Raw genomic sequence first — 20,621 nt, forward strand, 5'->3', positions numbered from 1 at the left:
GCAGCAGACCTCAAGCCTGCCACGCCGCCGCCCCGACCAGCGCCTTCAGCCCGTGGTCCGCAGGGCGCGCCGCATCGCGCGGTGCGGGATGCCCGCCTCCGCGTACTCCGGCCCGTACGCCTCGTATCCGAGCCGCTCGTAGAACCCCAGCGCGTGCGTCTGCGCGTGCAGGTCCACGGCCGCCAGCCCGCGCGCGCGTGCGGCGTCCTCGATGGCCCGCACCAGCGCCGCGCCGACACCGAGCCCGCGCGCGTCCCGGGTCACCGCGAGACGCCCGAGCGAGCCCACCGACGGGTCGCCGCCGGTCTTCGCGGCGGCCGCCTGTCCGAGCAGCAGACGCCCGGTGCCGAGCGGCACACCGTCGTCGCGCACGGCCAGCACGTGCACGGCCACGGCGTCGTACGCGTCGTACTCCACGTCCTCGGGCACGCCCTGCTCGGCGACGAAGACGTCCTTGCGCAGGGCGAAGCACGTCCGGAGGTCGGCGGGGTCCTCGGCGACGCGCACCCCGTACGCCGGCGTGCTCATCCGTACGTCTCCTCCCGGACCTGGTCCAGGGCCTTCTGCAGGTCGGCCGGGTAGTCGCTCTCGAACTCCACCCACTGCCCGTCACCGGGGTGCTCGAAGCCGAGCCGCACGGCGTGCAGCCACTGGCGGGTCAGATGCAGCCGCTTGGCGAGCGTCGGGTCGGCGCCGTAGGTGAGGTCGCCGACGCAGGGGTGGCGGTGGGCGGCCATGTGGACGCGGATCTGGTGGGTGCGGCCGGTCTCCAGCTTCACGTCGAGCAGGGAGGCGGCGCGGAAGGCCTCGATCAGGTCGTAGTGCGTGACCGAGGGCTTGCCGTCGGCCGTGACCGCCCACTTGTAGTCGTGGCTTGGGTGGCGGCCGATGGGCGCGTCGATGGTGCCGCTGGTCGGGTCGGGGTGGCCCTGGACGAGCGTGTGGTACCGCTTGTCGACCGTCCGCTCCTTGAACTGGCGCTTGAGCGAGGTGTACGCCCGCTCGGACTTGGCGACCGCCATCAGGCCCGAGGTGCCCACGTCGAGGCGGTGCACGATGCCCTGGCGCTCGGCGGCGCCGGAGGTGGAGATGCGGTAACCGGCGGCGGCCAGCCCCCCGATGACGGTGGGGCCGGTCCAGCCGGGCGACGGATGGGCGGCGACGCCGACCGGCTTGACGATCACGACCACGTCATCGTCGTCGTACACGATCTCCATGCCCTCGACGGGCTCGGCGACGATCTGCACGGGCGCGGGCGCCTGCGGCATCTCGACCTCCAGCCAGGCCCCGCCGTGCACCCGCTCGGATTTCCCGGCCACCGACCCGTCGACCGTGACCTTCCCCGCGGCGGCGAGCTCGGCCGCCTTGGTCCGGGAGAAGCCGAACATGCGGGAGATGGCGGCGTCGACGCGCTCGCCCTCCAGGCCGTCGGGCACGGGCAGGGTACGGATCTCGGGAATCGTGCTCACCCGTCGAGTATGCCGGACGGGGCCGGCAGCACCGACCGGAGCCTGTGGACGAAGCCGGTGGCGGTCAGTCCTTGTGGACGAAGCCGGCGGCGGTCAGTCCTTGTGGACGGTGCCGTCCGGGTCGAGCCCCTTGAAGGACAGCAGCACGATCAGGATGCCGCCGCACACGATCGCCGAGTCGGCCAGGTTGAAGACCGCGAAGCCCTTGGGGGAGATGAAGTCGACGACCGCGCCCTCGAAGACGCCGGGCGAGCGGAAGATCCGGTCGGTGAGGTTGCCGAGGGCGCCGCCGAGGAGCAGGCCGAGCGCGATCGCCCAGGGCAGGCTGTAGAGCTTGCGGGCGAGCCGGGCGATCACCACGATGACGGCCGCCGCGATCACCGTGAAGATCACCGTGAAGGCCTCGCCGAAGCCGAAGGCGGCGCCCGCGTTGCGGATCGCCTCGAGCTTCAGCCAGTCCCCGATGAGCCGGATCGGCGCGTGGTGCTCCAGCTTGGCGACCACGATCATCTTGCTGATCAGGTCGAGGGCGTACGCGAACGCGGCGACCGTGAACAGCACGGCGATGCGGCGCTTGCCCCTGGGGCGTGCGGTACCGCCCCGCTCCGGCTCGGTCCCCGCGGTCTCTGGGGTGTCCGGGGTACCGATGATGCGCTCCGCCTCTGCCACGTGAGTCCCTCAACCTAGATACCTGACTGAGGACGAGGGTACGACACGCCTCCCGCCCCCTTCAGTACCGGCGTTCCTGCTTCTGCTTGCACTCCACGCACAGGGTGGCCCGCGGGAACGCCTGCATCCGGGCCTTGCCGATGGGGTTGCCGCAGTTCTCGCACAGCCCGTAGGTGCCGGCGTCCAGCCGCTGCAGGGCGTGCTCGGTCTGCTCGAGCATCTCGCGCGCGTTGGCCGCCAGGGCCAGCTCGTGCTCGCGCGTGATGTTCTTGGTCCCGGTGTCCGCCTGGTCGTCGCCCGCGCCGTCGCCCGAGTCCCGCATCAGGCCGGCGATGGCGCTCTCGGACGAGGTGATCTCGTCGTTGAGCCGCGTCGCCTCGGCGTGCAGTTCGGCCCGCGCCTCCTCGACCTCCTTCGGGGTCCAGGGGTCCTCACCGGGGCGTACCGCGAGCTCGCCGGGCTCCGCCGCCCCGGCCCGCGCCTTGGGTACGGCTGTCTTCGCCGCCGTGGCCGTGCCTGGAGTCTTCTTCGCAACCACTGTCGTGGCTCCCGTCTCCTCCGCGGCCTGAGCCGCACCCACCGTCTTGGCCGTACGTTTCCTGCCCACACCCGCGCCCTTCGCGCGCGCGCCCTTACCCGCCGCGGCCGCACCGGCCGCACCACTCCCGGCCGCACCCCTGGTGCCTGCGGCCTCCCTGCCCGCGGCCTCACCGGCAGCGGCTCTCTTCCCCGCAGCCTTGGTGGCGGCGGCTTCCTTGCCCGCAGGCTTGGTGGCGGCGGTTCTCTTCCCCGCGGCCTTCGTGCCGGCGGCTTCCTTGCCCGCGTCCTTCGTGCCGGCGGCTTCCTTCCCCGCGCCCTTCGTGCCGGCGGCTTCCTTCCCCGCGCCCTTCGTGCCGGCGGCTTCCTTCCCCGCGCCCTTCGTGCCGGCGGCTTCCTTGCCCGCGGACTTCGCCGCAGCGGCCTTCCTCCCCGCCCCCTTGGCGGTACCTGTTTCCTTGCTCGCAGGCTTGGCGGCAGCGGCCTTTCTCCCCGCGCCCTTCGCAGCAGCGGCTTCCTTGCCCGCAGGCCCGGCAGCAGCGGTCCTCTCCCCCGCGCCCTCGCCGACAGCGGCCTCCTTGCCCGCGGCCTTCGCGGCAGCGGTTCTCTTCCCCGCGGCCTTCGTGCCAGCGGCTTCCTTCCCCGCGGCCTTCGTGCCAGCGGCTTCCTTCCCCGCAGCCTTCGCGGCGGCGGCCTTCCTCCCCGCGCCCTTGGCGGCACCGGTTTCCTTGTCCGCCGCCTTCGTAGCCTTCGCGGTCTTCGCGGTCTTCGCGGCAGCCGCCTTCTTCCCCGCAGTCTCAGCGGCGGCAGACGCTTTCCCCGTACCGCTCGTGGCCGCAGCCTCCTCTGCCGCGGCCCCGGCGGCTGCGGCCTTCTTCCCGGCGCTCTTGGCCGCACCGGTCTTCCTCGTCGTGCCCTTCGCCGCCGTTGTCCTCGTGGTCCCGGCCTTTCCGTTCGCGGTCTCCCCTGCCGCACTCTTCGTCGCCGCGGTCGACCTGGGCGGCCTCTTCGCGGCCGCCGCCGTCCTGGCCGCGCCCTTCCTCGCCTCGGCCGTCTTCCTCCCGGCCTCTCCCCCCTCGGCGTTCTTCCCCTCGGCGCCCTTCCCCCCGGCCTTCCTCACCTCGGCCGTCTTCTCCTCGGCCGTCTTCTCCTCGGCCGTCTTTCCCCCAGCTCTCTTCCTCCCGGTCTGCGCTCCGCCCCCCGCCTCCGCAGCCGCTCCGGCAGGCGCCGCAGGCACCCCGCGGTGCCGCGCCGCGGTCGCCCTCTTCGGGGACCCCGCGCCGGCGGCGTCCGCCTTGGTGGTTCTCTTCTCGGCGTGCTTCGCCGCGTCCGGTCCTCCTCCGCCGGCAACCCCCCGCGCCCTCTGGACCAGCCTCGACGTGGCCGCCGTGGGCGACGCCGACTGCTGTACGGCGGTCCTTTTCGCCACCATGGCCGCGGCCCCTTCACATTTTGTGATCTTGCACGCGAATCGTGCTGGGACGATAAATCGACTTCAGCCCCGCGGCAACGGGGCACACCGCCCGATTCGCCCGGCTCGCGCACCCCGCTCCGCAAGCCTGCATGCGTTGTGCCCAGCTCCCCGCGGGGTAATCCGCCGGACCGTCCGTCCCAGGATCCGAACACGCGTACCGCTCCATTCGGGTCATCTCCGGCCGGCAGGCGCCCGCACTCCCGGGTACCCCGAAACCGGTCGGCCGCTGTCCGTGCGGCGCCGTACACTGGGCGGAGCGAAAAGCGTGGATGGGGACGAGTAGCGGCGTACGCAGCCCAGAGCGACCCGGGGACGGTGGAAGCCCGGGGGCCAGCGCGACGTGAAGATCACCCCGGAGCCGCCGGAAGAAAGCCGCAGCCGACGGGCGGCGGCGAGTAGAACCGGCATCGCGACCCCAATGAGGGGGCTCACCGTCGCTCATCCGGCGTCGGGGGGCCAAGGAGGGTGGTACCGCGGGAGCGCGCCGAAACCGGCGTAGAGAAGGACACGGCTCTCGTCCCTCCGGACGGAAGGCAGCAAGTCCGCCGGAGGAAGCCCGCTGATGACAACGCCGACGTACCGCCAGGTGCCCGCCCAGGTCGACCTGCCCGCGCTCGAGCACGCCGTGCTCGACTTCTGGCGCGACCAGAAGATCTTCGCCAAGACCCTGGAGCAGTCCGAGGGCCGCCCCGAGTGGGTGTTCTACGAGGGCCCGCCCACCGCCAACGGCATGCCGGGCGCCCACCACATCGAGGCCCGCGTCTTCAAGGACGTCTTCCCCCGCTTCCGCACCATGCGCGGCTACCACGTGGCCCGCAAGGCCGGCTGGGACTGCCACGGCCTCCCGGTGGAGCTCGCGGTGGAGAAGGAGCTCGGCTTCACCGGCAAGCAGGACATCGAGGCGTACGGCATCGCCGCGTTCAACGCCAGGTGCCGCGAGTCGGTGACCCGCCACACCGACGCCTTCGAAGAGCTCACGACCCGCATGGGCTACTGGACCGACCTCACCGACCCCTACCGCACCATGGACCCCGAGTACATCGAGTCGGTCTGGTGGTCGCTCAAGGAGATCTTCGACAAGGGCCTGCTGGTGCAGGACTACCGCGTGGCCCCCTGGTGCCCGCGCGACGAGACGGGCCTGTCGGACCACGAGCTGGCGCAGGGCTACGAGACGATCGTCGACCCGTCCGTGTACGTCCGTTTCCCGCTCACCTCCGGTCCGCTCGCCGGCGAGGCCGCGCTCCTGGTGTGGACGACGACCCCCTGGACGCTGGTCTCCAACACGGCCGTCGCCGCGCACCCCGAGGTCACCTACGTCGTCGCGACGAACGGCGAGGAGAAGCTCGTCGTCGCCGAACCGCTCCTCGCCAAGGCGCTCGGCGAGGGCTGGGAGACCACCGGCCGGACCTTCACCGGCGCGGAGATGGAGCGCTGGACGTATCAACGGCCGTTCGAGCTGATCGAGTTCCCGGAGCCCGCCCATTTCGTCGTCAACGCCGAGTACGTCACGACCGAGGACGGCACGGGCCTGGTCCACCAGTCCCCCGCCTTCGGCGAGGACGACCTCAAGGTCTGCCGCGCGTACGGTCTGCCCGTCGTCAACCCCGTCCGCCCGGACGGCACCTTCGAGGAGAACGTCCCGCTGGTCGGCGGCGTCTTCTTCAAGAAGGCGGACGAGCGGCTCACCGAGGACCTCCAGCGGCGCGGCCTGCTCTTCAAGCACATCCCGTACGAGCACAGCTACCCGCACTGCTGGCGCTGCCACACCGCGCTCCTCTACTACGCGCAGCCGTCCTGGTACATCCGCACCACGGCCGTCAAGGACCGCCTGCTGCAGGAGAACGAGAACACCAACTGGTTCCCGGACACGGTCAAGCGCGGCCGGTACGGCGACTGGCTGAACAACAACATCGACTGGGCGCTGTCCCGCAACCGCTACTGGGGCACTCCGCTGCCGATCTGGCGCTGCGAGGACGACCACCTCACCTGCGTCGGCTCCCGTGCGGAGCTGACCGGGCTGACGGGCACCGACCAGTCCGAGCTCGACCCGCACCGCCCCTACATCGACGACGTCGTCTTCGCCTGCCGCCACGAGGGCTGCGGGAAGACGGCCACGCGCGTGCCGGAGGTCATCGACGCCTGGTACGACTCGGGTTCGATGCCGTTCGCGCAGTGGGGCTACCCGTACAAGAACAAGGAGCTGTTCGAGGCCCGCTACCCGGCGCAGTTCATCTGCGAGGCCATCGACCAGACCCGCGGCTGGTTCTACACGCTGATGGCCGTCGGCACCCTGGTCTTCGACAGGTCCTCGTACGAGAACGTCGTCTGCCTCGGCCACATCCTCGCCGAGGACGGCCGCAAGATGTCCAAGCACCTGGGCAACATCCTGCAGCCGATCCCGCTGATGGACCAGCACGGCGCCGACGCGGTGCGCTGGTTCATGGCGGCCGGCGGCTCCCCGTGGGCGGCGCGCCGCGTGGGCCACGGCACCATCCAGGAGGTCGTCCGCAAGACGCTGCTGACGTACTGGAACACGGTCGCCTTCCAGGCCCTGTACGCGCGCACCTCCGACTGGGCGCCCAGCGAGGCGGACCCGGCCCCGGCCGACCGGCCGGTGCTGGACCGCTGGCTGCTGAGCGAACTGCACGCGCTCACCGACCAGGTGACGCAGGCCCTGGAGGCCTACGACACCCAGCGCGCCGGCAAGCTGCTGTCCGCGTTCGTCGACGACCTCTCCAACTGGTACGTCCGCCGCTCCCGCCGCCGCTTCTGGCAGGGCGACAAGGCGGCGCTGCGCACCCTGCACGAGGTCGTCGAGACCGTCACCAAGCTGATGGCCCCGCTGACCCCGTTCATCACCGAGCGGGTGTGGCAGGACCTGGTCGTCCCGGTGACCCCGGACGCCCCGGAGTCGGTCCACCTCGCCTCCTGGCCCCAGGCGGACCTGTCGGCCATCGACCCGGAGCTGTCGACGCAGATGGTCCTGGTGCGCCGGCTCGTCGAACTGGGCCGGGCCACGCGCGCGGAGTCGGGCGTGAAGACGCGCCAGCCGCTCTCGCGCGCGCTGATCGCGGCGACGGGCTTCGCCTCCCTCGACCCCGAACTGCACGCGCAGATCACGGAGGAGCTGAACGTCACCTCCCTGGCGTCGCTCTCCGAGGTCGGCGGCAGCCTCGTCGACACCACGGCCAAGGCCAACTTCCGCGCCCTGGGCAAGCGTTTCGGCAAGCGCGTCCAGGACGTGGCGAAGGCCGTGGCGAACGCGGACGCGGCCGCGCTGTCCCTGGCCCTGCGCGAGGGCACGGCGTCGGTCGAGGTCGACGGTGAGACGATCAGCCTCGCCCCCGACGAGGTGATCATCACGGAGACCCCGCGCGAGGGCTGGTCGGTGGCCTCCGACTCGGGGGCCACGGTCGCCCTCGACCTGGAGATCACCGAGGAGCTGCGGCGGGCCGGGCTCGCCCGCGACGCGATCCGCCTGATCCAGGAGGCCCGCAAGAACAGCGGCCTCGACGTGGCGGACCGGATCGCCCTGCGCTGGACCTCCACGGACCCGGCCGTCATCGCCGCCCTGAGCGAGCACGCGGGGCTGATCTCGGACGAGGTCCTGGCCACGGACTTCGCCCAGGGCGAGGCGGACGGGACGTACTCGGAGCCCTTCACCGACGAGGGCCTGTCGCTCACCTTCCGCCTGCGCAAGGCGTAGGCGGAAGGCACCGGGGCCCGGCCTTCCCGCGGGGGAGGCCGGGCCCTTCTGCAGCGGCGAGCAGGCGCACACGGACGAACACGGCGTACGCACCAGGGCGGGGCCCGGACCGAAGTCCGGGCCCCGCCCTGGTGAAGGCTGCCGACGCCTACCGCGTACTACGGGGCCGCGTGGGCGGCCGTCAGTTGTCGTCCTCGTCGATCAGGAAGCCGCGCATCGGCGAGGGCGCCTGACCCATCGGAGACGGGCTCTGCGGGCGGACCGGCGCCATCGGCTGGGTCATCGCCGGGGACATCTGCTGCTGACCGCCGTAGGACGGGGCAGCCGGGCTCGGCGCACCGCCCATGGGCTGGTTGCCGCCGTACGACGGGGCGCTCGCGCCGGCCGGTGCCATGGAGGGCGCCGGGGACGGCGGCAGGGACGCGGTCGCAGGGGTACGCGGCGGGGCCAGCGAGTCGTCCGCCTGGGTCTCCAGCTGACGCAGCTGGGACTCGAGGTACGACTTCAGACGCGTGCGGTACTCGCGCTCGAAGCCGCGCAGATCCTCGACCTTGCGCTCCAGCGTGGCGCGTGCGGACTCCAGGGAGCCCATCGCGACGCGGTGCTTCTCCTGCGCGTCCCGCTCCAGCGCGTCGGCCTTGGCACGGGCGTCCCGCTCGAGGCCCTCGGCACGCGAACGCGCCTCGCCCACGATCTTGTTGGCCTCGGAACGGGCCTCGGCGATCGCCTGGTCGGCGGTCTGCTGAGCCAGCGAGAGGACACGGGCGGCGCTGTCGCCACCGGGTCCCTGACCGGGGCCGCCCATCGGGCCACCCATGGGGCCGCCCATCGGGCCGCCCATCTGCTGCTGCATGGGGGGCTGGCCGCCCATCGGGCCCTGGCCCATGGGGCCCTGACCCATCGGACCCTGACCCATCGGACCGGGGCCCTGGGGACCACCCTGACCACCGCCGGGACCGGCGGGCAGCTGCGGAGCACCGCTGGGCAGCTGGGGCGGGCCTCCCATGGGGCCGCCCATCTGCTGCTGCGGCGGGCCCGATATGCCGGCGGGCACGGGAGCGCCCGGACCGCGCATGCCCTGCTGCGGGTGCTGCGGATGCTGCTGGTGGCCCTGGTGCTGCTGGTCCTGCGGGCCGCCGGGACCGCCGGGGCCACCGGGACCACCAGGACCGCCGGGACCCTCCGGGGGCTTGCGCATGTTCTGCTGATTCTGGGCGGCGGCACGGGTGGCCGCGGCCAGCTTGGCGCGCAGGTCCTCGTTCTCCCGGAGCAGGCGGGTCAGTTCGGCTTCGACCTCGTCGAGGAAGGCATCGACCTCGTCCTCGTCATAGCCTTCTCGGAGGCGGACGGTCGTGAACTGCTTGTTCCGCACGTCCTCGGGGGTCAACGGCATCTCTTCACCTCAACGTAGTCGTCGGCATTCGGCAAGACGGTAGGTCACATCGCTCACAGCCGGCTCACCACAGAGATCAGGATGTAGACGATGATCATCAGTACGAAGAAGGACAGGTCGAGCGCCACGCCCCCGAGACGCAACGGCGGGATGAACCGCCGCAGAAGCTTGAGCGGTGGATCAGTGACAGTGTAGGTGGCCTCCAGAACGACCACCATCGCCTTGCCGGGTTGCCATGAGCGGGCGAACTGGAAGACGTAGTCCATGACCAACCGGAAGATCAGCACGATGAGGAAGCACATCAGCGCGATGTAGATCACATCAAGGACCACGCTCATGACCCGTGCTTCCCTCTCCCCTGTTTCCGTGCTGCTGGGTACTGCTCTGTATCTCAGTATCGCTGTTTCCGGTCGTGCGTCTCAGCTCTGGTTGAAGAACCCGCCCTCTGCGATGCGGGCCTTGTCCTCCGCCGTGACATCGACGTTAGCAGGCGACAACAGGAACACCTTCTGCGTCACCCGCTCGATGCTGCCGTGAAGACCAAACACCAATCCGGCCGCAAAGTCGACAAGTCGCTTGGCGTCTGTGTCATCCATCTCAGTCAGATTCATGATCACCGGGGTGCCCTCACGGAAGTGTTCCCCGATGGTACGGGCCTCGTTGTAGGTCCGCGGGTGAAGCGTGGTGATCCGGTAAGGCTCTCGTTCCGACACGACCTTGGGCATGATCACCGGTGCGTTCTTCTCCAGGCTTGCGCGTTCTTGTGTGATGGACGACACGGGCGCGATACGCGCCGGACGGCCGGATTCCGCGGGGAGCGAAGTGGAACGGGCGACCGGTTCACGCGCCGCCGGCGCCTGCACGATTCGCACCTCTTCGTCCCTTTGTGACTGATGTGCCACATGCTGCTGGTGGGACGGTTCGTGCCGACGGTGGTCCCGTTCGGGCTCAGGGTCGAGTTCGGGTTCGAAATCGTCATCGGGGTCGAATCCCCGGCCGTCGTACCCATCGTCCTCCACGAGGCCGAGGTAGACCGCCATCTTGCGCATCGCGCCGGCCATGCTCTGAGTCCTCCGCTCTGTGGTGGATCGGCTGACGACCGCCAAGTGCCCGCGATCCACGAGGTCGTTGCGCCCGTCTTCGGCGGCATTGACCATATTTTCTGCTGTGGTCCGACTTCCTGGCGACGTTACCCGAGCCTGGGGCGGACTCCGAGTACCGCCGTACCGACGCGTACATGTGTCGCCCCCGCCGCCACGGCCTGTTCGAGGTCCGCACTCATTCCTGCCGAGACCATGTTCGCAGCCGGATGGGCTCGGCGCAGGTCGGTCGACAAATCCATCAACCGCTCGAAAGCCGCCCGTTCGCGACCCGCGTAAGGCCCGGTGAGCGGCGCGACGGTCATCAGACCGTCCAACCGCAGACCCGGCGCACGGGCGACCAGTTCGCCCAACTCTTCGATTCCGCCGGGCCCGACGCCCCCGCGCTCACCACGTCCGCCCTCGTCCGCGTCCAGCGCGACCTGGACCAGGCAGCCGATCTCGCGCTCCTGCCGAACGGCCTCCTTCGACAGCGCCGTGACGAGCCGGGCGCGGTCGACGGATTGCACAAGGTCGGCATAACCGACCACGGAACGCACCTTGTTGGTCTGCAACTGACCCACGAAGTGCCATGTCAGCGGCAGGTCCGAACACTCCGCGGCCTTGGGCGCCGCGTCCTGGTCACGGTTCTCCGCCACGTGCCGCACACCGAGCTCCGACAGGATCCGCACGTCGCCCGCCGGGTAGGTCTTGGTGACCACGATCAGGGTCACCTCCTCGCTCCCGCGCCCGGCTGCGGCACACGCGGCGGCGATACGGCGCTCCACCTTCGCCAGGTTCGCGGCGAGTTCGTCCTTACGGTCCGTCATGTCCCTCAGTCCAGCCAGACATATCCCGCGAGTCGCCCCGTGGTCCGGTCGCGACGGTACGAGAAGTGGTCGCCCGACTCGATCGTGCACACCGGCGACCGCTCCCGGTCGCGCACCCCGAGCCGCTCCAGCTGGGCGTGCACACCGGCGGTCACGTCGACCGCGGGCGTACCCCAGCTCGTCTCCGCGTGCGCCGCCGGTTCGGCGGCGGCCACGTCGGCGCGCATCGCTTCCGGCACCTCGTAGCACCGGCCGCACACCGCGGGTCCGGTGCGGGCCACGATCCGGCCGGGCTCGGCACCGAGTCCGGTCATGGCCCGTACGGCGGCGGGGACGACCCCGGCAACCATGCCGGGCCGCCCCGCGTGGGCCGCGGCGACCACCCCGGCGACGGGGTCGGCGAGCAGAACGGGCGTGCAGTCGGCGGTGAGGACCGCGAGGGCGAGACCGCGCCGCGTCGTGACGACGGCGTCCACCTCGGGCGCGGGAGACTCGCCCCACGGTCCGTCGACCACCGCCACCTCCGCGCCGTGCACCTGGTTCATCCAGACCACCCGGGCCGGGTCGAGCCCCAGGGACTTGGCCGCCAGCTCGCGATTGGTCCGTACCGCGTCGGCGTCGTCGCCGACCGCTCCGCCGAGGTTGAGCTCCTCGTACGGAACGGCGCTCACCCCGCCCCACCGGTCGGTGAAAGCGAAGTGCGCGCCGTTCACGGTGCTCGTCCCGGAGTGCCGTCCTATCACTTCAGGAAGTCCGGTACGTCCAGTTCCTCCGCACCGCTGTCCGAGTAGGACCGCGAGGAGGGGACCGGCGGGGCGGCCGGGATGTCGTTCGCCGGCTCGGGCGCGGGCTCCGGGTCCTCCTTCGGCGTGACGCTGCCGAGGGAGCCGAAGGACGGGCGGCTCTCGGGCTGCCGCGCGGGGGCGGGCTCCTCGCGGCGGGCGGAGGCGGAGCCGAGGACGTTGTCCCGCTTGGCGGGCGGCTGGCCGCCGTCGAAGCCGGCCGCGATGACGGTGACCCGCACCTCGTCGCCGAGGGCGTCGTCGATCACCGCGCCGAAGATGATGTTGGCCTCGGGGTGGGCGGCCTCGCTGACCAGCTGGGCGGCCTCGTTGATCTCGAACAGGCCGAGGTCGGAGCCGCCGGAGATGGACAGCAGCACACCGCGGGCGCCGTCGATCGACGCCTCGAGCAGCGGCGAGGAGATCGCCATCTCGGCCGCGGCCACCGCACGGTCGTCGCCACGGGCCGAGCCGATGCCCATGAGGGCCGAACCTGCCTCGGACATGACCGACTTGACGTCGGCGAAGTCGAGGTTGATCAGACCGGGCGTGGTGATGAGGTCGGTGATGCCCTGGACACCGGAGAGCAGCACCTGGTCGGCCGACTTGAAGGCGTCCAGCACCGAGACCTGGCGGTCCGAGATGGACAGCAGCCGGTCGTTGGGGATCACGATGAGGGTGTCGACCTCTTCGCGGAGCTCGGCGATGCCGTCCTCGGCCTGGTTGGCCCGGCGCCGTCCCTCGAAGGTGAACGGGCGGGTGACCACACCGATGGTGAGGGCGCCCAGGGAACGGGCGATGTTGGCCACGACGGGTGCGCCGCCGGTGCCGGTGCCGCCGCCTTCACCGGCCGTCACGAAGACCATGTCGGCCCCCTTGAGGACCTCTTCGATCTCCTCGCGGTGGTCCTCGGCGGCCTTGCGGCCGACGGCCGGGTTGGCTCCGGCGCCGAGTCCGCGGGTGAGTTCACGGCCGACGTCGAGCTTGACGTCGGCGTCGCTCATCAACAGCGCCTGTGCGTCCGTGTTGATGGCAATGAACTCGACACCCTTGAGACCGACCTCGATCATCCGGTTGATGGCATTGACACCACCGCCGCCGACACCGATGACTTTGATGACTGCGAGGTAGTTCTGCGGTGCTGCCACGTCGAAGGCCTCTCGCCTCGAGTTACGTGTCGTCCTCTCGCGGGCGGTGCCGCGGTCGTACGACTGATGCCGATTGGGACGGTCCATATCGCCGACCCAAACCCTAACGTTGAAGTTTAGGGTTACCAGTGTGTCTGTTCGCTGGACTCTTCCGAACAGGACACTAAGTCGACAAGTGGCGCACGTTCAACGAACACGCCGAACCTCCCGTTTTTCTTTTCACCCTATGTGATCAGCCATAGCGGTGCCCAGCCAGGGTGCTGGCCTGCGCGGATGTGCGTCAACTCCCCGATGACGCGGGGGCGGTGGGAACCGAGACGTCGAAGTGCCGCGCATCGGGCGCCGCTTTCATGAGAGCGGTGAGCGTACGGGCCTTCGCGGAACCCTCCTCGCCGCTTCCCCAGGCGACGGTCCGGCCGTCGCCCAACTCCAGTGAGATGTCGTCGAAGGAGCGCACGGTGACGGCCCTGGTGTCGCGGGCCACCGCGGCCGGGACGGCGTCGGCGACGCGCACCGCCTCACGCACCAGGCGGTCCTGCCCGAAGCGCCGCAGGCTCGCGGCGGCGGACCCCGAGGAGGCCGGCCTCAATTCCAGTGCCGGAACGCCTTTCGGGGCCCGGGAAACCGTAGCGAAACGGACACCTTCATCGTCCACTTCGACGAAGTTTCCGCCTTTTTGCACCACCAGAACCGGAGTGCGCTCAACCACTTTCAGGCCGATTCCATGGGGCCAGGAACGAACGACGTCAACCGTGTCAATACGGGGCAGTTTCCGGGTCAGACGCGTCTCGATCGCGTCGGTGTCGACGGAAATCAGCGGCGCCCCGACGGGGACTTGGGCGGCCTCGCGGACCTGTCCGGGCGTCAGGACCCGGGTGCCGGAGACGGATACGCGCTGCACCCGGGTCCACTGCGAGCCGTACAGCACCCAGACGGCGCCCGCTCCGAGAAGGACGAGCGCGACGGCAAAGATGATGATCGTACGGGGACGGGGAAGCCTCAACCTCCTTGCCGGAGGCGGGCCGGACGACTCCTGCTGGCGTTCACCGCGTTCGGCGGTGGTCGGTCCGGCCACGCTTCCTGCCCTTCGCCTGCGTCGAAATACGGTCGCTACCGATGTGCACGGCCGGCGGAGACCGCCTCGTACACCATGCCGACGAGCAGGTCGTCGGCGTCCCGGCGGCCGAACTCGGCGGCCGCGCGGGACATCTCGTACAGCCGGTGCGGGTCGGCGAGCACGGGCAGCACGGTCGCCCGTACCCAGTCGGGCGTCAGTTCCGCGTCGTCGACCAGCAGTCCGCCGCCGGCCTTGACCACCGGCTGGGCGTTCAGCCGCTGTTCGCCGTTGCCGATGGGCAGCGGGACATAGGCGGCCGGGAGCCCGACGGCGGAGAGTTCGGCGACGGTCATCGCGCCCGCGCGGCAGAGCATCATGTCGGCGGCGGCGTACGCGAGGTCCATCCGGTCCAGGTAACTTACCGGGATGTACGGGGGCATTCCCGGCATCTGCTGCACGTGCGGCAGTTCGTTCTTCGGACCGACCGCGTGCAGGATCTGGATCCCGGCCTGCTGGAGCCAGGGCGCGACCTGCTGGGTCACCTCGTTGAGACGGCGGGCGCCCTGCGAGCCGCCGGAGACCAGCAGCGTGGGCAGGTTGGGGTCGAGGCCGAAGGCCGCGCGGGCCTCGGGGCGTACCGCCGCCCGGTCCAGGGTGGCGATGGTGCGGCGCAGCGGAATGCCGATGTAGCGTGCGTCGCGCAGCTTGCTGTCCGGAGTGGAGACGGCGACCCGGGAGGCGTAGCGCGAGCCGATCTTGTTGGCGAGGCCGGGGCGGGCGTTGGCCTCGTGGATCACGATCGGCACGCCGAGTCGCTTGGCGGCGAGGTAGCCGGGCAGGGCGACATAACCGCCGAAACCGACCACGCAGTCCGCCTTGGTGCGCTCCAGGACCTGCTCGGTGGCCTTGATCGTGCCGCGCAGCCGGCCCGGAACGGTGATCAGTTCGGGCGTCGGCCTGCGCGGCAGCGGTACCGCCGGGATCAGCGCGAGCTCGTAGCCGCGCTGCGGGACGAGCGTGGTCTCAAGACCCCGCTCCGTGCCCAGGGCCGTGATTCCCACGGTCGGATCCTGCCTGCGCAGGGCGTCCGCGAGGGCGAGCGCGGGCTCGATGTGGCCGGCGGTCCCCCCACCGGCGAGTACGACATGCACCGAAATTCACCGCTCTCCGGACGAACGCGCCGCCTAGGCGCGCCGTCGCATCGTGTTCCATCTCCGAGGCCCCCGGTTCCGCACGGCGCCTCCCGCCCGCTTTCTACCAAAGCGGGGTTGCCGCACGGAAAGCGCCGCCCGCGCAGCGGGCTCGTCACGCGCGAACGCGATCAGCAGCCCGATGGCGAACATGGTCGGCAGCAGGGCGGATCCTCCGTAGGAGAACAGCGGGAGGGGGACGCCGGCGATCGGCAGCAGGCCGAGCACCGCACCGATGTTGATCACCGCCTGAGCGGTGATCCAGGTGGTCACGCCTCCCGCGGCATACCTGACGAAGGGGTCCTCCGTGCGTCCGGCCACGCGGATACCCGCATAGCCTAGAGCCGCGAAGAGGGCGAGCACCGACAGCGTCCCCGCCAGACCCAGTTCCTCACCGGTGACGGCGAAGATGAAGTCCGTGTGCGCTTCGGGTAGTTGGCCCCATTTCTCCACACTCGCACCGAGCCCGGATCCGAAGATTCCGCCCGAGGCGAGCGCGTAGATCCCGTGCACGGCCTGCCAGCAGTCGGCGGGTCCCGACTTCGGGGACGTGGCGCCGATGCAGGCCAGACGGGCCATGCGGTTCGGGCTGGTCTTGATGAGGATCACACCGAGCAGGCCGGCGATCGACAGCACCCCGGCGAACAGCCGCGTGGGCGCTCCGGCCAGCCACAGCAGGCCGAACAGGATCGCCGTCAGGATGATCGCCGTGCCCATGTCGCCGCCGAGCATGATCAGGCCCAGCAGCATGAAGGCGACCGGCACGAGCGGCACCAGCATGTGCTTCCACTGGTTCAGCAGCCTCTTGTCCTGCTTGCGGGCCATCAGGTCCGCGCCCCACAGCACCAGCGCGAGCTTGCCGAACTCGCTCGGCTGGATCTGGAAGGAGCCGCCGAGCGCGATCCAGTTCTGGTTGCCGTTGACCGACATCCCTATCCCCGGCACCTGCACCAGCGCCATCAGGAAGACGGCGCCCGCGAGGATCGGGTAGGCGAGCGCCCGGTGCAGCTTCACCGGCATCAGCGCGGCGATCAGCAGCAGGACGCCGCCGATGACGGCGGCGAGGAGCTGCTTGCGGAAGAAGTACGAGCCCGGCAGGGACATCTGCAGCGCGGTGATCTGGGAGGCCGAGTAGACCATCACCAGGCCGAGCACGGTGATCAGCACGCTGCCGCCGAGGATCAGGTAGTACGCGGTCAGCGGCCGGTCCCAGGCCCTGCGGGCGTTGGTGTAGAGCCGCAGGGCGGGATGCTCGCGCGGCGCCCGGACAGCTGCGGGACGTCTGGCGGCCCGCTGCACGGGCGGCCGTCCGGTACGGCTACTGGGCATCAGCGCCTCCGCTGCGTCGGTCAGGAGCCGAGTTCGCGAACCGCCTCCGCGAACGCGTCACCGCGCTTGTTGTAGTTGGCGAACATGTCCATGGAGGCGCAGGCCGGGGCCAGCAGCACCGTGTCACCCGGCTCCGCGAGCCGCTTCGCCTCCTGGACGGCCGCGAGCATGGCCCCAGTGTCGGTCCGGTCGAGGTCGACGACGGGGACTTCCGGCGCGTGTCGCGCCAGGGCTTCCCGGATCAGGGCGCGGTCCCTGCCGATGAGCACGGCACCGCGCAGCCGCTTCGCCGACGCGGCGGCCAGTTCGTCGAAGGTGGCGCCCTTGGCGAGCCCGCCGGCGATCCACACGATGGACTCGTACGCCGCCAACGAGGCCTCGGCGGCGTGGGTGTTGGTCGCCTTCGAGTCGTCGACGTACGCCACCCCGTCCAGGTCGGCGACGTGCGCGATGCGGTGCGCGTCCGGCGTGAAGTTCCTGAGCCCGTCGCGTACGGCCGTGGCGGGCACCCCGAAGGCGCGCGCGAGGGCGGCCGCCGCGAGGGCGTTGGCGATGTTGTGCGGCGCGGGCGGGCGGACGTCGGAGACCTCGGCGAGCTCCTGGGCGCTGCTGTGCCGGTTCTCCACGAAGGCGCGGTCGACCAGGATGCCGTCCACGACGCCGAGTTGGGACGGGCCCGGCGTGCCGAGGGTGAAGCCGACGGCACGGCAGCCCTCCGCCACGTCCGCCTCGCGCACCAGGTCCTCGGTGGACGGCTTGCCGGTGGCATCGGCGTTGTAGACGCAGGCGACGCGATTGCCCTCGTAGACACGGCCCTTGTCGGCGGCGTAGGCCTCCATGGAGCCGTGCCAGTCGAGGTGGTCCGGCGCCAGGTTCAGCACGGCGGCGGAGTGGGCACGCAGCGAGGGCGCCCAGTGCAGCTGGTAGCTCGACAGCTCCACGGCCAGCACGTCGTAGTGCTCCTCGCCGAGCACCGCGTCGAGCAGGGAGACGCCGATGTTGCCGACGGCGGCGGTGCGCAGTCCGGCGGCCTCGAGGATGGAGGCCAGCATCTGGACGGTGGTGGTCTTGCCGTTGGTGCCGGTGACGGCCAGCCACGGCGCCGCGTCGGGTCCGCGCAGGCGCCAGGCGAGTTCGACGTCGCCCCAGATCTCCAGGCCGGCCTCGCGGGCCGCGGCGAACAGGGGCTTGTCCGGCTTCCAGCCGGGTGCGGTGACGACGAGTTCGGTGCCCTCGGGCAGGGTGGCGCCGTCACCGAGCCGCACCCTGATGCCCAGCGCCTCGAGTCCGGCGGCCTGTTCACGCGCGCGTGCGTCGTCGCCGTCGTTGACGACCGTGACGATCGCCCCGCGTGCGTGCAGCGCCTTGGCCGCCGGGACACCTGAGACGCCGAGCCCGGCGACGGTGACGTGCTTGCCCTGGAACTCCGAAGATCCTCCGGACACCGAGTCGGTCACTTGTCCGCTGCCCATCCCGCGTAGAAGAGGCCCAGTCCGACGATCACACAGATGCCCTGGATGATCCAGAAGCGGACCACCACCAGGACCTCGGACCAGCCTTTGAGTTCGAAGTGGTGCTGCAGCGGCGCCATGCGGAAGACGCGCCGCCCGGTGAGGCGGAAGGAGCCGACCTGGATGACGACCGACATGGTGATGAGGACGAACAGGCCGCCCATGATGGCCACCAGCAGCTCCGTGCGGGAGCAGATGGCCAGGCCCGTGAGGACACCGCCGAGCGCGAGCGAACCGGTGTCGCCCATGAAGATCTTGGCCGGCGAGGTGTTCCACCACAGGAAGCCGAGGCAGGCGCCCATCAGCGCCGAGGCGATGACCGCGAGGTCGAGGGGGTCGCGCACCTCGTAGCAGGCGTTGGGGTTGGTCAGCGTCGTGGCGTTGGCGCAGGACTCCTGGAACTGCCAGACGCCGATGAAGGTGTAGGCGCCGAAGACGAGCACCGAGGCGCCGGTGGCCAGGCCGTCCAGACCGTCGGTCAGGTTCACGCCGTTCGACATCGCGAGGATCATGAACAGCGCCCAGACCACGAACAGGATCGGGCCGATCTTCCAGCCGAAGTCCGTGATGAACGACAGCTTGGTGGAGGCCGGACTGTTGCCGCGGGCGTCCTGGAACTGCAGGGCGAGCACCGCGAAGGAGATGCCGACGATCAGCTGGCCGGCCATCTTGGCCTTGGCGCGCAGGCCCAGTGAGCGCCGCTTGACGATCTTGATGTAGTCGTCGAGGAAGCCGACCAGGCCCATGCCGACCATCAGGCCGAGCACCAGCAGACCCGAGTAGGTCGGGGCGTAGCCGGTGATCAGCTTGGACAGGAAGTAGGCGGCGACCGTCGCGAGGATGAAGGCGATGCCGCCCATGGTCGGCGTACCGCGCTTGCTGGCGTGCTCGCGCGGGCCGTCGTCCCGGATGTACTGGCCGTAGCCCTTGCGGGCGAGGAGCTTGATCAGCAGCGGGGTGCCGACCAGCGTCAGGAAGAGGCCGATGACTCCCGAGAACAGGATCTGCTTCATCATCGGGCGGCGACCTCACCCTCGGCACCGGTCGCGAGGAGCGCCTGGGCGACGCCTTCGAGACCGACCGAACGGGACGCCTTCACGAGGACGACGTCCCCCGGGCGCAACTCGCTGCGCAACAGGTCGATCGCCGCCTGTGCGTCGGACACGTGCACCGACTCCTCACCCCACGAACCCTCGTTATATGCGCCCAGTTGCAGCCAGGACGCTTCCCTGCCCCCGACCGCGACGAGCTTGCCGACATTGAGCCGGACGGCGAGCCGTCCGACCGCGTCGTGCTCGGCGAGCGCCTCGTCCCCGAGCTCGGCCATCTTGCCGAGCACCGCCCAGGTCCGACCCCCCCGTGCCCGTGAGGCCCTGCCCATCGCCACGAGCGCGCGCAGGGCCGCTCGCATGGACTCGGGGTTCGCGTTGTAGGCGTCGTTGACGATGGTCACGCCGTCCGGTCGCTCGGTGACCTCCATACGCCAGCGGGAGAGGGAGTCCGCCTCGGAGAGCGCGGTGGCGATCTCTTCCGCGGACATGCCCAGCTCATGGGCGACGGCGGCCGCGGCGAGCGCGTTCGACACGTGGTGCTCACCGTACAGGCGCATGGTCACATCGCTTGCACCGGAGGGTGTGTGGAGCCTGAAGGCGGGCTGTCCGGTGTCCGTGAGTCGCACGTTCTCGGCGCGTACGTCCGCTTCGTCGGCCTCTCCGAAGAGGACGACCTTCGCCTTCGTACGCGAGGCCATGGCCCGTACGAGAGGGTCGTCCGCGTTGAGGACCGCGGTGCCGCCGTCCTGAGCCGACGGCAGGCTCTCCACCAGTTCGCCCTTGGCCTGCGCGATCTGCTCGCGGCCGCCGAACTCGCCGATGTGGGCGCTGCCGACGTTGAGGACGAGGCCGATCCTCGGGGGCGTCAGCTCGGCGAGGTAGCGGATGTGGCCGATGCCGCGGGCGCCCATCTCCAGCACGAGGAACTTCGTCTCCTCGGTGGCGGACAGGGCCGTCAGCGGCAGCCCGATCTCGTTGTTGAGGGAGCCCGGCGTGAACACCGTCGGCGCCTTGCGCCCGAGTACCTGGGCGATCAGGTCCTTGGTGCTGGTCTTGCCCGCGGAGCCGGTGAGGGCCACGAGGGTCGCGCCGAGCCGGCGTACGACGTGACGCGCGAGGGCGCCGAGGGCCCGCTGGACGTCGTCGACGACGATCGCGGGGACGCCGACGGGACGCGACGCCAGTACGGCGACCGCGCCCGCCTCGACGACCTGCCGTGCGAAGTCGTGGCCGTCCACGCGCTCGCCGGCGAAGGCGACGAACAGGCTTCCGGGCTCCACCTCGCGGGAGTCCCGGACGACCGGCGCGGTGACCTCGACGGACGGATCCGGTATGTCGTACGTCTGCCCGCCGACGACTTCTGCGATCTCGGCGAGAGAGAGGGCGATCACAAGT

General features: G+C 70.7%; 17 protein-coding genes. 1 reads left to right on the plus strand and 16 read right to left on the minus strand.

The window, feature by feature from the left end:
* Positions 1 to 45 precede the first annotated feature (45 nt).
* The 4 genes from ACJ9NR_RS10950 to ACJ9NR_RS10965 all read right to left on the minus strand — a co-directional run bounded on the left by ACJ9NR_RS10950 (position 46) and on the right by ACJ9NR_RS10965 (position 4,107).
* Positions 46 to 528: a GNAT family N-acetyltransferase gene (locus ACJ9NR_RS10950; RefSeq protein ID WP_412487333.1), complete on the minus strand. Its 483-nt coding sequence runs from the start codon at positions 526 to 528 to the stop codon at positions 46 to 48.
* A complete protein-coding gene (locus tag ACJ9NR_RS10955; protein WP_412487334.1) occupies positions 525 to 1,469 on the minus strand; it encodes an RluA family pseudouridine synthase in 945 nt (314 codons plus the stop codon). Before ACJ9NR_RS10955 ends, ACJ9NR_RS10950 begins: the two co-directional genes overlap by 4 nt.
* A gap of 93 nt (positions 1,470 to 1,562) precedes the next feature.
* The gene (gene lspA / locus ACJ9NR_RS10960) at positions 1,563 to 2,138 is read right to left on the minus strand and encodes a signal peptidase II (protein WP_412487335.1); all 576 of its coding nucleotides are present in this window, start codon (positions 2,136 to 2,138) and stop codon (positions 1,563 to 1,565) included.
* A 61-nt stretch (positions 2,139 to 2,199) separates the two neighbouring features.
* Positions 2,200 to 4,107, minus strand: a complete 1,908-nt coding sequence (locus tag ACJ9NR_RS10965; protein WP_412487336.1) for a TraR/DksA family transcriptional regulator — start codon at positions 4,105 to 4,107, stop codon at positions 2,200 to 2,202.
* Positions 4,108 to 4,711: 604 nt separating this feature from the next.
* Between ACJ9NR_RS10965 and ileS the strand changes: the two genes are divergently transcribed.
* On the plus strand, positions 4,712 to 7,855 hold the full coding sequence (gene ileS / locus ACJ9NR_RS10970; RefSeq protein WP_412487337.1) for an isoleucine--tRNA ligase: 3,144 nt from the start codon (positions 4,712 to 4,714) through the stop codon (positions 7,853 to 7,855).
* A 181-nt stretch (positions 7,856 to 8,036) separates the two neighbouring features.
* Here the strand turns inward: ileS and ACJ9NR_RS10975 are convergent, their stop codons facing one another.
* From ACJ9NR_RS10975 to ACJ9NR_RS11030, 12 genes are all read right to left on the minus strand, one after another.
* Positions 8,037 to 9,248: a DivIVA domain-containing protein gene (locus ACJ9NR_RS10975; RefSeq protein ID WP_412487338.1), complete on the minus strand. Its 1,212-nt coding sequence runs from the start codon at positions 9,246 to 9,248 to the stop codon at positions 8,037 to 8,039.
* A gap of 53 nt (positions 9,249 to 9,301) precedes the next feature.
* Positions 9,302 to 9,586: a YggT family protein gene (locus tag ACJ9NR_RS10980; protein ID WP_030596379.1), complete on the minus strand. Its 285-nt coding sequence runs from the start codon at positions 9,584 to 9,586 to the stop codon at positions 9,302 to 9,304.
* A gap of 81 nt (positions 9,587 to 9,667) precedes the next feature.
* Positions 9,668 to 10,309 (minus strand): cell division protein SepF, encoded by a 642-nt coding sequence (locus ACJ9NR_RS10985; protein WP_412487339.1) that lies wholly within the window; start codon positions 10,307 to 10,309, stop codon positions 9,668 to 9,670.
* Between the two features lie 128 nt (positions 10,310 to 10,437).
* The gene (locus tag ACJ9NR_RS10990; protein WP_412487340.1) at positions 10,438 to 11,157 is read right to left on the minus strand and encodes a YggS family pyridoxal phosphate-dependent enzyme; all 720 of its coding nucleotides are present in this window, start codon (positions 11,155 to 11,157) and stop codon (positions 10,438 to 10,440) included.
* Between the two features lie 5 nt (positions 11,158 to 11,162).
* Positions 11,163 to 11,870 carry a peptidoglycan editing factor PgeF gene (gene pgeF, locus ACJ9NR_RS10995; protein ID WP_412487341.1) on the minus strand — a complete coding sequence of 236 codons (708 nt, stop codon included), beginning with the start codon at positions 11,868 to 11,870 and terminating at the stop codon, positions 11,163 to 11,165.
* 26 nt (positions 11,871 to 11,896) lie between these two features.
* A complete protein-coding gene (ftsZ, locus tag ACJ9NR_RS11000; protein WP_412487342.1) occupies positions 11,897 to 13,087 on the minus strand; it encodes a cell division protein FtsZ in 1,191 nt (396 codons plus the stop codon).
* A gap of 280 nt (positions 13,088 to 13,367) precedes the next feature.
* A complete protein-coding gene (gene ftsQ / locus ACJ9NR_RS11005) occupies positions 13,368 to 14,162 on the minus strand; it encodes a cell division protein FtsQ (RefSeq protein ID WP_412487343.1) in 795 nt (264 codons plus the stop codon).
* A gap of 35 nt (positions 14,163 to 14,197) precedes the next feature.
* On the minus strand, positions 14,198 to 15,295 hold the full coding sequence (gene murG, locus ACJ9NR_RS11010) for an undecaprenyldiphospho-muramoylpentapeptide beta-N-acetylglucosaminyltransferase (RefSeq protein WP_412487344.1): 1,098 nt from the start codon (positions 15,293 to 15,295) through the stop codon (positions 14,198 to 14,200).
* Between the two features lie 33 nt (positions 15,296 to 15,328).
* A complete protein-coding gene (gene ftsW, locus ACJ9NR_RS11015) occupies positions 15,329 to 16,663 on the minus strand; it encodes a putative lipid II flippase FtsW (protein WP_412487345.1) in 1,335 nt (444 codons plus the stop codon).
* Between the two features lie 20 nt (positions 16,664 to 16,683).
* Positions 16,684 to 18,135, minus strand: a complete 1,452-nt coding sequence (gene murD / locus ACJ9NR_RS11020; protein ID WP_412487346.1) for a UDP-N-acetylmuramoyl-L-alanine--D-glutamate ligase — start codon at positions 18,133 to 18,135, stop codon at positions 16,684 to 16,686.
* Positions 18,117 to 19,187: a phospho-N-acetylmuramoyl-pentapeptide-transferase gene (gene mraY / locus ACJ9NR_RS11025; protein ID WP_412488800.1), complete on the minus strand. Its 1,071-nt coding sequence runs from the start codon at positions 19,185 to 19,187 to the stop codon at positions 18,117 to 18,119. The genes murD and mraY overlap by 19 nt, the downstream gene beginning before the upstream one ends.
* Positions 19,187 to 20,617 carry a UDP-N-acetylmuramoyl-tripeptide--D-alanyl-D-alanine ligase gene (locus ACJ9NR_RS11030; RefSeq protein ID WP_412487347.1) on the minus strand — a complete coding sequence of 477 codons (1,431 nt, stop codon included), beginning with the start codon at positions 20,615 to 20,617 and terminating at the stop codon, positions 19,187 to 19,189. Before ACJ9NR_RS11030 ends, mraY begins: the two co-directional genes overlap by 1 nt.
* Positions 20,618 to 20,621 lie beyond the last annotated feature (4 nt).

It is taken from the genome of Streptomyces sediminimaris (assembly GCF_047049295.1).
GTDB classification, from domain to species: Bacteria; Actinomycetota; Actinomycetes; order Streptomycetales; family Streptomycetaceae; genus Streptomyces; species Streptomyces sediminimaris.

Coding starts and splice junctions, on each gene's coding strand:
- ACJ9NR_RS10985 (WP_412487339.1), bottom strand. CDS start 10,309: ATGGCCGGCGCGATGCGCAAGATGGCGGTCTACCTCGGCCTCGTGGAG.
- ftsW (WP_412487345.1), bottom strand. CDS start 16,663: ATGCCCAGTAGCCGTACCGGACGGCCGCCCGTGCAGCGGGCCGCCAGA.
- ACJ9NR_RS10950 (WP_412487333.1), bottom strand. CDS start 528: ATGAGCACGCCGGCGTACGGGGTGCGCGTCGCCGAGGACCCCGCCGAC.
- ACJ9NR_RS10980 (WP_030596379.1), bottom strand. CDS start 9,586: ATGAGCGTGGTCCTTGATGTGATCTACATCGCGCTGATGTGCTTCCTC.
- murD (WP_412487346.1), bottom strand. CDS start 18,135: ATGGGCAGCGGACAAGTGACCGACTCGGTGTCCGGAGGATCTTCGGAG.
- mraY (WP_412488800.1), bottom strand. CDS start 19,187: ATGAAGCAGATCCTGTTCTCGGGAGTCATCGGCCTCTTCCTGACGCTG.
- ACJ9NR_RS10990 (WP_412487340.1), bottom strand. CDS start 11,157: ATGACGGACCGTAAGGACGAACTCGCCGCGAACCTGGCGAAGGTGGAG.
- ileS (WP_412487337.1), top strand. CDS start 4,712: ATGACAACGCCGACGTACCGCCAGGTGCCCGCCCAGGTCGACCTGCCC.
- ACJ9NR_RS10965 (WP_412487336.1), bottom strand. CDS start 4,107: ATGGTGGCGAAAAGGACCGCCGTACAGCAGTCGGCGTCGCCCACGGCG.
- ACJ9NR_RS10975 (WP_412487338.1), bottom strand. CDS start 9,248: ATGCCGTTGACCCCCGAGGACGTGCGGAACAAGCAGTTCACGACCGTC.